The organism is Cyclobacterium plantarum, from assembly GCF_011290685.1.
Classification (GTDB): domain Bacteria; phylum Bacteroidota; class Bacteroidia; order Cytophagales; family Cyclobacteriaceae; genus Cyclobacterium; species Cyclobacterium plantarum.
Genome location: NZ_JAANYN010000002.1, coordinates 529,934 through 542,695 on the forward strand (window position 1 = coordinate 529,934; position 12,762 = coordinate 542,695).

The 12,762-nt window shown below is 42.9% G+C and carries 6 protein-coding genes; 4 read left to right on the forward strand and 2 right to left on the reverse strand.

Annotation, left to right across the window (positions count from 1 at the left end):
* Window positions 1-343 precede the first annotated feature (343 nt).
* From G9Q97_RS06290 to G9Q97_RS06305, 4 genes are read left to right on the forward strand one after another with little or no spacing between them, the layout of a single operon-like run.
* The gene (locus G9Q97_RS06290; RefSeq protein WP_166144247.1) at window positions 344-895 is read left to right on the forward strand and encodes a hypothetical protein; all 552 of its coding nucleotides are present in this window, start codon (window positions 344-346) and stop codon (window positions 893-895) included.
* A gap of 43 nt (window positions 896-938) precedes the next feature.
* Entirely contained in the window at window positions 939-2,069 is a 1,131-nt protein-coding gene (locus tag G9Q97_RS06295; protein ID WP_166144249.1) for a hypothetical protein, read from the forward strand.
* 9 nt (window positions 2,070-2,078) lie between these two features.
* Window positions 2,079-6,743, forward strand: a complete 4,665-nt coding sequence (locus G9Q97_RS06300) for a hypothetical protein (RefSeq protein ID WP_166144251.1) — start codon at window positions 2,079-2,081, stop codon at window positions 6,741-6,743.
* 4 nt (window positions 6,744-6,747) lie between these two features.
* On the forward strand, window positions 6,748-11,598 hold the full coding sequence (locus G9Q97_RS06305; protein WP_166144253.1) for a hypothetical protein: 4,851 nt from the start codon (window positions 6,748-6,750) through the stop codon (window positions 11,596-11,598).
* A gap of 253 nt (window positions 11,599-11,851) precedes the next feature.
* On the opposite strand, the gene G9Q97_RS06310 is transcribed toward G9Q97_RS06305, so the two are convergent.
* Window positions 11,852-11,989 carry a hypothetical protein gene (locus G9Q97_RS06310; RefSeq protein WP_166144255.1) on the reverse strand — a complete coding sequence of 46 codons (138 nt, stop codon included), beginning with the start codon at window positions 11,987-11,989 and terminating at the stop codon, window positions 11,852-11,854.
* 263 nt (window positions 11,990-12,252) lie between these two features.
* Window positions 12,253-12,744: a hypothetical protein gene (locus G9Q97_RS06315; RefSeq protein ID WP_166144257.1), complete on the reverse strand. Its 492-nt coding sequence runs from the start codon at window positions 12,742-12,744 to the stop codon at window positions 12,253-12,255.
* Window positions 12,745-12,762: the final 18 nt, after the last annotated feature.

Below are 12,762 nucleotides of genomic sequence, written 5' to 3' on the forward strand. Positions count from 1 at the left end.
CTCATTGGCATATGGATTTGGCCATTCCGAGCACGGAGTTTCACTTAAATCAAGATATAGTCCCTCTGAAAAAGAATCATTGGGTTCTGAATTTCATTTTTGTATTACCATTAGGATAATTGATGTAAATACCATGTTTTATTTGCTTATACCTTATTTTTAAATAACAAAAATTTGGTTATTTGATTAAAATTTCATTTCTTATGATTTGTAACTAGATTCAATGCGGAAGGATTGGGCATGAACATACAATGTTTCTGATGATCCAAATGATATTATTTAATGAAAAACATTAGAAACGGAATTACGAATATTATGTAGAAAACGAAATACAGTATAAAAAATGGAAACAATAAATATCATCTCAATCATGGTTGCGGTTGTAGTAGTCGCAATTTGTTGCTTTGTCGCAATTATGACAACACTTCTTAGAGAATCAAGTTCCAAGACCTCTCCTTATAGCTTTTCAAGATGTCAGTTGTGGTTATGGACTTTGATAATATGCCCTGCTTTCGTCTTAAACTGGGGATTTAAGAACACCAACCTTCCACAAATTAATCAGACCTCCTTAATTCTTTTAGGTATTACTGTGGGCATAGGATTAACTGCAGGTATTGTGAGTGCGACTCAAAAAACATCTGCTAAATCAACAACTTTATTAAAGTCAAATTCAACAATAACAAAAGGTTTTTGGATTGACATCTTGCTCGATGATAACGGACAGTTTTCAATTGGTAGATTACAAAATCTACTCTTTACTTTAATCTATATTATTGTTTATATTTCTTTATTTTTTAAGAATAGTATGGAATATCCCATTTTTGATTCAACCGCATATATTTTAATGGGTATTTCATCTGGAGGCTATTTAATTGGTAAAGGCATGAACAAATAACCCTTAAAAATTAAAGATTTAATGACTTATAACCTTCTTAGCAATGAAAAAACTCAAATTCATTATTAATATTTTTGCCCGAAATAGAGGACTATTTGGTCAAATACGGTCATGGATCGATCTATTATTTAGTAAATCCGTAGCATTTATCATTCTTCTAATTATCGTTCAGCATGTAGGACTCACTCAAAGTCTTCCAGAGACACTTAATAATCTTCCCGATGCGCTAAGACAAGAAGCCAAAAGACTAACCGAAAATACTGAGGACAACTGGCCCGTCCATGACGTCAGGATCAGAATATTTGGGAGTGAAAACCTACAGGCTATTATTGACGAAGGCAACAAAAATTTCAATGTCAATAGACAAAATAAAGAGCTGTTTCTCTTGGAAAGTATGATTCGCAATGAAAAAATTAAACTTACTTATACCAAAGATAGAACCACAATTTCGGTTGAATGGGACCCCAACAAGGTTGACGACGAACGATTACGATTGTTCTTTTTTATTGCGCTAATTGCTAAAAATAAAAACCTAAATTATCAAATCAATTATGATCCTACAACTTTATTGATTGTACCCCCTAGTTCAATTCTTGAATTGAATATTAGCTACGAACATTGTTTGATTTTTAATAATACGCAGCTTAAACAAGAACGAATTGTACAGAAATGTCTGGTCGATGCTGACAGCATCATAACCCTACCGGTGTTTTATGAAAGCATAAACAGCAATGTAGCGCCTGCCATTAGGGAATCGGATTCAAGCGTGTGGTTTGACGCACAGTCCAATACAAATAAAATGAATGCTGCCGGGCTGACCTATCATCAGGTTGAGAAAAAGATCACAGACTTTTATTACCAGCGGATTGGTGAAGGGTCACAGGTGTCGGATATCTCAGTGAGGATTACCCCTGAAAAGTACTTTTCTACGTTACGAGTCAATTACAAACGAAAGTGCTACGAGTTGAGCTATGCGAACACAAGCTTCGGTAAATTTTTCGCTGATGAGACGATACGTGCCAGGATCAGGCTAAGAAAGAAATTTATCAAAGGAATTATTTTTTCAAGGCCCAATACCTTGGGCACCGATCCGAAACGGGAGGCCCGCTATCATCCAAGTCGGAATTTCGATGAAGAATCCCTTTATCCGGGCGACATTATCTACTTAAAGTAATCTGCGACCATGACTACAATTCTGCTATACAAGTATCAATCATTGTTTCGCTTGGAGGGTAAGGCGGGCGAAAGCTCAATCGTTGAGGACAATGGTGTGAATTATGCGCAAGGGAAATTTATGCTTCAATTTACCGTGGACGGGAAAACCAGCATTTCTGATCCTGCTCTATTTCCAAATGGCAAGATTCGGGTTTCGAAAGAAGGCAATCAATACACCCTCCAACAAACTGATCAGTTTTATGCATTCAGTTTTGCGTCTGCCATAAAGGTGGCCAAAAATCCGGAATCCCCTCATCTTTACATCAGCAAAATTTCGATTGCGATGGGGCAGCAGCTGGAAGTTTCTCTGGAGAGATTTTCTGTTTCGATTACGGGTGATATCACCCAGGTCGATACCTCGAAAAACTTGTTTTACTACAAGTCGGACGAAACGCCCACTTTGCTCAGTCCAATAGTATCGGATATAAGCGGTCGACTCGGTCATTTCCTTAAGTTGGAAAACAACCACGCTTGTGTAGAAATGGGTTCACCTACCTCGGCCGCAAACCTGGAGTCTTTTGGTACGCTTAGCTTTACCATACAAAGAAAGACTACCTTCATTTTCAATTTCGTGTCTAAGGCACTTGATCTGATCTCGGATCAGCGTAATGCACACCATGTCAAACTCAATGGACAAAGCAACTGGCAACTGGACGGGCGAAGTTTGGGGCAGGGATCATTGTTGACCTTCAGTCGAATGACTTGTCTGGATGGTCAGATCAGAAGTCTGGGATTTCAGGCTTCGGAAACAACCATATCCTATAAACATTTTGACCGAAAAGTAGGACATCAGGGTAAACGAACGAAGATTTTCACCGGCACGAACAAGATGGCCGGGGAAGAAGACAGAATGATATTTCTCTTTCCCTTGGAGATTACCGGTAGAACGGCTAAAAAAAATGAGATCACCAATCACGAAAAGGTGTTCAGGTTCAATCCGCAGTTTATCTATCAGGGAGATCTCAGGGAAGATTTGACACTGGCTAATCAACATTACGGCATTCGTGTTCGGGGTTTGAGTAATGAAAAAGGCTCTTCAATCAAGCTGGATGCAAATCTGGCACTGCTAGCCTTCGATCCGAATACTGATGACCTCGTATTGCAGGCCGGTAAAAAGTTGCATACGGCTTTGGGTACGGCAGATTCATTGCTGGTGCCGAAAAAGAATATACAGGAAGGTGGGCGAAGAACAGTAAGGATACCAAGCATTCCCTCATTTCTGATTGCTTCGAGCGATGGGCAGACCAACAGCTTTGTGCTGGATTCCGGAGAAAAGGAATTTGTTGTACTTAAGCCTGAACTGGAAATCTCACCTTTTGCACCGGGCAATTTTGAATCAAACGATAAACCAAGCCTGGACAAAATAAATTGGAAGTACAAGAAAAGTCAGGTGGCGTTTGACATGCTTGAGGACGGTATTAAGCCGAAAGATGACAAATGGCTGACAGAATTTAGCATCAATCCGACCACAAGTGAGTTTAAGCTGTTGGACCATGAGGAATCCGAAGTGAAGTACGATTCATATGACGCACCAAAGGCTTTCAGAACTGAGATTACCAAGACTGAGATCACAACGGAAAAATATGACGAGGAGGAAAAAGAAAAGCTGATCTACATGGCTTATGCATCCACGCTTGTATTGAGTGCCGGATATGTTACTGCAGGATTGATATGTGAATCATTTAATCCAGCTGAGATCTATGCGACCTGTCTGCCCCGAGAAGAGAAAGAACTGCTCAATGTTCGTTTCGATGTTAAAAAAATTGATCCCGATACGTTCAAGGAGTGGCTTTTGAACAGAAATGTCAATGAGCTGTTGATCGCTTTTTACACAACCAATGCGGATATCAAAAGCAGGTTCAAGGCCTTTGTTGACGATAATATAAAAATTAAGGATCCGGATGGCAAGATCAGGACCTCTTACGGCTTTTGGCCGCTTTTCAGGTCTATGGGGATCCCTTTGGTGCGAAAAACAAAAGAGGACTCAGGTACAATCAAAGTAGACTATGCCTATGACCTGGTAGCCGAGCGGTATCCGGGTCACAACATTCCATCGGGTATAGCCATTGATCAAAACAAAAAGGGCAGCCTGGATTTCGACGGACAATTGGGCTTTACAAAACAGTCTTTCCATGCACTGGCCACATCTGACCGATACAAAAAACTATTTCCATCATACAACCACAATCTTCCGGATACTACCAATGGAAAAATAGACCCTACAAGTCCCCAGTTTATGGGTATTGTGTTTCGGCATATGCCATTAGTGCTCAGTCTCAATTTCAATACCGGGTATTTTGGCAAGACCCTAGATAAACTGATAAAAGAAATCAACGATAACCTTTTTCTGGATTTTGGCTGGCGTGATGCCAAAGGATTTACCTGGATAGCCAAGGTGCCGGACGAGATTACTAATGATCCCAACTTCACCATCAATATCCTTGACAACAGCATTATCAAGTTTGATGTATCCAAGATCCATTGTATTGGGATAGAAAATCAGTTGAGAGATTTTACCTTCGATGTCAACCTCAAGTTGCTACAAAGAGGTACCGATTATAAGTTCGATATCAAGGGCAACGCAGCCATGACTTTTGACCAATCGGGTGGAATTGAAAGCTTTAGGATCACTCCATCGTTGGATTATGTAAAACCTCGGGATGTCAGGGACACTATTCCTGGCTTGGACTTTATCCGTTTCAGAAAATTCGATACCAATTTCAAACAGCTATTCGCGTCGGTAGAGCTGTTTCCCAGTGCAGAACTCGCGAGCGCGTTACCGATTTTTGATAAATATACGCCTGCCAATGGCGAACCCAACATGCATCACATACTGAGGACCGCGATGGGATTTGATCTGGAAGGGAAAACAGCCGTGCTGTCTATCATCATGGGAGGTGACACCAAAACTGATGTATTTGGCAAGTGGCCGCTTTCTATCAAGGCCATCAATATCATCATAAGCGAGGCCAACGGCAATCGTCTGGAGGTGGCCGGAGAGTTCAACTTTGGACTTGAAAACTTTGCCAAGATCGGCGGCAGGGTAGTGGTGAACATGAAAGCCGGATCAGGTTGGGATTTTGATATTCACCTCGACAAGATCGAAGGGAGCCTGGCGCTATCCGATGAGATCAGGATCGGTGGTATGCTGGCTTGGGGTAAAGCCTTTCCGGATGCAGGTTATGATCCGGTCAATACCCCACCGAGAGAGGCACTGGAGCGAGACAATTTGCTTTCGCAGGGCAGGGATCGCGAATTTTACGGCGTGATCTTCCTTAAGGCACCAGGTATTTTCGGCGATTCAAATGAAATTTTTGTGAAAATCGCATCCAACAACGGTGTGAAGTATTGGGTGTCCGGATTGAGAATAGGCGGCGATATTAACCTTGGATTCGGCAAACTTAGAGATGCGGAGTTAGTGTTCTCCAAAAACAGTGATTACAAAGGCCAGATCGCCAATATTGTAGAAAATGTGGATGAAGGGCTCAAATCACTTCGAAAGCCTGATAGTGCCAGCCGACCTGAGTGGTTGGAAAACTGGACCTATTCCGACAAGACAGGCTTTGCCATGCTCGCTTCCGGTTACCTGGTTTATGACCTGATTACTGCAGGTAATAATTTACAAATAACCACTCCTCCGGAAGAAGAAAAATTTACCGGACTGCTTTTTTCATCCGAAGGTATCATCAGGATAGAGGGTTGGGTCAAAATGTTTAAAGGCATTGAGGACGTACAGATCCTTTTTACCATAGACCTGGTGAAAAAGAGGATTTTGGTAGGTTTTCAATTGCCAACCTTTCATTTTCCATCTCCTAGCGCACCCAAACGCTGGTCGTTTCGACCCGGTCAGATCCTGTTAGGGACTTCATTTGGAGGGCCAGCTTATTTGCTGGCGAGCTTTGGATGGCCACCGCAAACCGGAGGAAACAGTTTTCAACGAAACTGGAGCAAAGCCAGCCAGCTGTCTTACTTTCCGCCTACCTGGCCGATACCCAATGTGATAGCCGGTGGCTTCAAATTTGAGCTGGATCACAGAAATGGCTTTGTATTGTTTGCCATAGCCATGAAGGCCGGTTGGAGTTATGAGGTTAAATTTGGCATTGGTAAGGCAGGATTGACCATCGATCTGGGAGGTGTACTGATGGTTAAATATGTCTATGACAAGGCGCTTCAGGAAGCATTTACCGTTAGCCGGAAAGCACTATTACCTGAAAAGCTTAGGCTTGAGGCCCGGGCATTTGTACTGGCAAGCCATTCATTTCTTGAAGATGAGTCATTTTACCGGATACGCAATATTCACAACCTGGTAAGAGAAGACATTCTTACAGCCGAAAAAGATGTGCTGTATATTTTAGGCGAGATCTTCGCCAATGTACATGGTTATGCTTATATCAAAATATTTGGTGTAACACTGGCCGGGTTAGACGTATCGGTATTTGCGAGACTACGCGTTTGTGGAGACACTAATAAAGGGATTACCTTTTTGGGAGGATCTTACGGTGCCACGGCTTGTGTAAAAGTAGGCTGTGCAACAAAATGTAAGTCATTTACTATTACGGTAACGGTCATTTCCGGCCCATGTCTTAATAAGTCTTCTAACTATTCATTTTTACCTGAATTAAACCTTAACTAATACCATGAGATTAGCTATATCCTGTATTGGGTTGTTGAAAAAGAATAACAGCGGGAAATTTGAAATAGTTGCCCGATGGTACCTCAATGATGACGCCACCAGCGACCTGACCACCTATCTACCCAACCCTGAAGGCAAGTTTGTTTTAACCGTTAAGACCAAAAAGTCGAAGGAATACCTGAAAGCCGATGGAACGATTGCAGTAGGGCGACCGACCGGTACAGCTGACCTACCGGTGATCAAGCCTATGAATTACCTGATGTTTGACCCACCAACTGTAGGGAATTCTGACCCGGATAACCCGAAAAAAACCAAACCGGTAGCACCAATCGACCCAAATGACGTGAAAGCTGAAAAGGGTATTGGCATTTATCACATACTGGCAGACAGTGCGAAGAGCAGTTATCCTAAAAAACTTCATAACATCACCATGAAAGCCATCAATGGCAACGCAAGGGCACGTTTGTCTGAATCATTGGAAGGAGTGGAGAGAAGTGTTTTTGCCGATCAGTTTAGTCGATACCTGATTGATAATCTGATCAGTCCCAGAAACTTACAAGCCATTTTTGTTAAGGAATTTAAAGAGCTCGAAAAACAGACCTTTGCAGCTGAAGCGCCGCTATCTATGTCGGAGCTGCCGTCTCTCTTCACCTTTCATTTGCCGAAAGGCAAAAAACTAAGCGGAAAGAAAGAAATTTCGACCCATCTCGAAAGCACCTGGCAAATGGTCAGTATCCTATCCGAATTGCTTAAGAACAGAGATTTCCTGAGGGAGATGGAAGAGGCTGTGGCCGAACCCGAAAACCTGAAGTCTCAGCTATCGGTTTTGGCCGGACAGGGAACAGAAATTATTGATTATTGGTGCAATCCCTGGCAGAGTCAACCCAATCGCGTGGAAACTGATTGTGGAAAGAAATATTCGCTCGCGGAGGCATTGGGTTTGGGGGTTACGCTTGGAGAAATTGAAAGTAGCAAAGTGCAGGAATGGCACACCAATGGGGACAGTCTGTTGTTTAATGTTTCCTACATACCTCCGACCAAAAAAGCCCTGGAGGATTCGGAATATGACTGGGACAAGTTTCATGATATGGATATGGTGGTTGGGGTCCAGAAATTGGACTCGCCGACCAATATCATTACCACCGACGGCACCAACAGCCTGAAAAATGCGCTGGATCATGCTACCAGTTGCACGGTCGAACAGCCTTTGACCGGTGAGTTTGAGTACGATATTTACATGAAAAGACTGATCCCTGATTTTGACGACGATTTGTTGGAGAAGATTAGTCACGGAGAAAACATAGAGAAGGGTACCGGTGACGGCCGTGCCCTGATCAAATCGCAAAGACCGGCAGAAAAACCGTTTCCAAAAGTAGTATCAACTGTAGGAGATGTGATCAAGGAGGAAAACTCGTCTATTATCACCGGTGTAAATGTGTACGGACTCTGGCAATCTGAGGCAACTGCAGATCTCAAGAAGTATTTTGATGATCCTAATTTGAATCCCGAACTGGATATCATCAAGCCCTGGCGAATCACGAGGAAATACTCCTACAATAAAGAACTCAAGCCTTTCTTTGCTGTGGACAACCCCAATATCAAGGCTGCCCAGCAAAACCCTCCGATATTGCCGGCATTTCAGCAGGTAGACAATACCCAAAACCTTGAAAAGATCCTGGCTGTTGAGGAGAACAACCGGGTGATCAACGAAGAGATGCCAAAACGAAATGAGAAGAAGGATGAAGTGATCTTTTCGATCGATGTAAGAGACGGGTTTAGGATCGACTATAACCCGAATCTGCCCGAGACCTGGGATAAATTTCCATTGGATGCACGTGAAAAAGAATGGCAACCGGAGATGCAAAGGGGTAAGACCAAAAAGACGGGTAAAGTACCTCAGGCTTATCGATTTTGGGTAACGGCTGTAGATGTGTTTGGTCAGGAAAGTGAGCCAATGCCGGTTGAAAATCTGGAAAGCTCAATAGGTACCGTTACCAATGTTTTCCAGTTTAAATACAGAGCAGAGTTGCAGGCGCCGCCTTCAAACGATGAATCCACCAAGGATTACATCCAAATAGAAAATAAGAATGGAGTGATAGAGACCAAATGGCAATCTCCATTCAAATCCGAACTTGGACATTTCGGCAAGACCTCAAGGGGGACTGATCGGCACCCCAAAGACGAGATTGAGTCCAATATATTGTACTTGAGGAAACGGCATCGGCATAGATGGGCAGAGGTGTCGGATGATCAGCTCGATGCGCATATTGATAAAATGCTGGCCGGTTTGCCTGTTGCATTCAAAAATAATCAATGGATAATAGGGCTTACCGAAGTATTGAAACACAATATCGATTGGGAGGTATTTCATGCCGAAGGTAAATTGACCAATACAGCCAGCGGTCATATCTGGAGCCATAAGATCACTTTGAAAGAAGAGGATAGCGGCTATGATTACATGGCGCTGATGAATTTTTCGATAAGGTCGGATAAAAGAAAATTTTGGGTGGAAGATGATCCCATGCGCCCTATAAACGTGACAGAGCAGGTAAAAGGCCCCCCGCTAACACGATACAAAGAATATGAAACGACGTACATCAACGAATTGCCATCCACAAGTCAGATTGCATTTACCGAATCTATTCTGGTAAGTGACCAACGTTCGCCAAGGTTGGTCAAATTGCTGCCACACGAGCCGTCATTCTTATTTGCAAGACCGGTTTTAGGCGTTCAGGCCATTGACCGCGACCTGGCACTTTCCAACATATTGACTACACCAAATGAGGTCAAGGACGTCAGCCCGGACCCAAATGGTGACCCTATCAAATCAGTTGTATTCAAAGAACATAAGGAATTTCTGTATACAGAGGTGCAGGACTACATGCTAAATGCAGCATTAAAGCGGTGTAACCGGATCAAGGAATTGGACCTTGCCGATGCGCAGCGAATATTGAAAAACGAACTTTCTAACCTAAACAAGGAGGTTTTTTCTGAGCTGAAAGGGGTAGATGGCAAGGTATATTATGCTTATGACAAAGATGAGGTAAATGAGATCGTTTCTACCGATTTGATTGGTTTCAGGGGATTGAAGCAACTTAAGGTCAGGTATAACAGTGTGCTGTCCAATTTCGACGATGTCACAGGAGAAGCAGAGGCAGTAAAATTGCACCTTTATCAAACCCGAATTACGCTAAAACGAACCTCGGATTTTACCTACTCATTCAAGGCCAAATCATATGAAAGGACATCTGTCTCTAAATTCAATAAGGTGACTTTTGGTCAAAAAATCGAACCGGAAAAATACGATACTCCACTCACGCTGGTGGTGATCTGTGAGTCAGGTTATCAGGTCATGCCGCTTAAGCCGGTCTCAGCTCCACAAAATGGAATATATACCCTCGAAGGGCAGAATACATTGGTAGACACGTCGAATGGCACCGTTCCGAAAGAACTATTGTTTGTACATGGGCAACAAATTTTGGAAAAATCGATTGAGCTGGAAGATCAGTTGTTTTATGAATGCGACCTGTTGATTCCGGTTGGGGGCGGTTTACGTGAACTGTTTATATGGGCCATCAAAACCACATCTGCCATCGGCAATCAATCTAAAGGGGCACAGGTATTTTATGAAGAATATCAAACCTCGATCCTTCCGCAATTGCCATTGGGATTGGAAGCCTGGACCATCAGCACGCCTGACGAGAGGAGTTCATATGCTCTAGATAATAACTTGCACGTACACTGGATACCTGACGAACTGAAGGTTGGAAATCCTGATTTGAAAAGACAACCGCGAAACTTCCTGAAATGGACGAGGCAAGATGAGTTGCCGACAGATATTTACCTGTCGATTGAAAGGGAAATACGGGAAGAGCAAACGCTTAGTACGAAATTGGCTAAAAAGGACGAAAATTCGTGGGAATTGCTGTCCAGAATCGAAAAAGGTCTGTTGGTAGACGAATGGCACAATCCTGAAGGCCTTATCAAAATGGAATGGCTGGAAAATACCGGTGGGGTTTCATTGTATGACTGGCTCAATTTGTCCGAGCAGGTAGTGAAGCCTGGCGAAGGAGATGTTGCAGGGCGTGCGGGCCTAATATTTGTTGGCCCGGGAAGTAAACTATTCGACCCTAAAAGGCAATTATCGATGGTCGATGGCCTGATATCAGATCCGCTATCCGAAGAACCCAATGTGATGTTTGTTGACTATTTTTATGACAATGAAGATTTGCACTTTGGCATGGATACTTTCAGGGCGTATAATTATCGGGTAACCAGTTATATCGACATTGACCCAACCGGAGTGCTCGGCCTGACACATAAATATCTTTATTCGAAACCCGGCCATTGGTCGGGGTGGGTGAGACCGTCGTTCCCGTCTATTGAAAAAATAGAAAAGATAGGCGAAGAGTCTGCATATCCGGAAGGCCAGCTGACCCCTAAACTTCAGTTTTCATTTGAATTAAGCCGTTCGAAACGCCTTGAATTGCTTCGAAACGTCAAGAAGAATATCTTTTATCGGGTGATAGTGAAACGTGAGATCCAAAACTCGATTTCGACTTATCAGAATGCGCCTTCTGGTAGTGAATATCTTGAAATAGGCGAGGCACGTAATATACCAATCAACCCTGAGCCTGGAGAGTATATTTTTATATTTGACGACCGATTAGAACGGGAAAACCTGAATGATGACTTACGTCTAAATTACAAATTGGAGGTTTCAGTCATCGCAAGAGACGCAGATGATAAAATGATTTTGATCAGGGAAGCTAAAATTGTATATTTTAAAGGTATTGTGATTGAGCCTAGACAAAAGAATGAACATGTTAAAATAATTAGTTTAATGATTAGCTGATACTTAGATTTCAGAATCCAATAATTAGAAAGGGGTAAATTTAGACTTACTATATTGATTGATATTATTTGGTACTGTTTGTTGTATAGGTTTTTGAGTCAGGAAGTAATGTCCTTATTTGATACATATTTTTGGTTAGCGCGATGGCCCTGTTTGCGGAATCTGGGCATCCGTCCATACCCCTTTTCTTACCTGCCCTGCTAACTGTCATCTCACTGAAATGATACAAAGGGATCATTTCTAACGCTCGGTTCTATTCATAGGCATGGTCTTGCTCTACTCCAATTCTGATTAAATTCCTGCCTAAGGCGGCAGGCAGGTTTAGGTTTCCGCTCAGGCTTCCTCTCCCGATTGCCAGGACCAGATACAGTTGCGGAGGAGGTTTATTCACGGATATAATTGTTTTCAATAGAGTTCTTGAATTCTTTCCTCATTTCTGAGCTATTCATCAATGGCTTTTACCTTGGCGTGGATACTGCTCCGATAGCGGGGGGGGGTAGTTTCCCATCCCCGCTTGACCTCTGCCAACTTCTTCACCTTCTATAAATTATTCAGAAAAGTAAAACCCCCTTCACTAGTAAGAGGGTTTTTTAGGTGGAGATGGATATAACTTTTCTCAGGTTGGTAATCTGCAACTATACTCAATAGCTTTTACTAAAACCTCACCGTCTCACGCAACGGCTCCGAAACCTCCCCTACTGGCCTTGCCGTATATTGAAAAGTTTGGACTTCGGCATTGTTTCCAAATACCCTGATGGTGGCAGTTAAATCCTCAAAGTCTTCATCGGGGATGTCTCCGGTGTGGACCAGGTTAAAGATAAAACCGAAGGTATGGACGGGTTCATCTGATTCCACGATAAGTTCGGAAAAGGTAAGGGGCGTGGAAACGTTAAAGGTATTGGCCTGATCGATGATCTGGGTCCATTCCAGTTCACTGGGCTGGACGATGGTGGCACTGACAAAACCGCTTTGGCCGGTGTAGAGCGAATGCAGGCCAAAATTAACCAGGTACTGGTCCAGACTGCCCTCGAACTCGATTTCAATCCGGGCTGTCTTTTCTACCAGCGGCTCTTCATCCGAATCATTGCTGCAGGAGAATGCCAACACTATGCCGGCATAATAAAGGAGGACTTTAAATCTTTTCATAACGCCTGGTCGGTTAGG

What these genes read in the sequence shown, in the direction of transcription:
- G9Q97_RS06290 (WP_166144247.1), top strand. Translation starts at nt 344, where the DNA reads ATGGAAACAATAAATATCATCTCAATCATGGTTGCGGTTGTAGTAGTC.
- G9Q97_RS06295 (WP_166144249.1), top strand. Translation starts at nt 939, where the DNA reads ATGAAAAAACTCAAATTCATTATTAATATTTTTGCCCGAAATAGAGGA.
- G9Q97_RS06300 (WP_166144251.1), top strand. Translation starts at nt 2,079, where the DNA reads ATGACTACAATTCTGCTATACAAGTATCAATCATTGTTTCGCTTGGAG.
- G9Q97_RS06305 (WP_166144253.1), top strand. Translation starts at nt 6,748, where the DNA reads ATGAGATTAGCTATATCCTGTATTGGGTTGTTGAAAAAGAATAACAGC.
- G9Q97_RS06315 (WP_166144257.1), bottom strand. Translation starts at nt 12,744, where the DNA reads ATGAAAAGATTTAAAGTCCTCCTTTATTATGCCGGCATAGTGTTGGCA.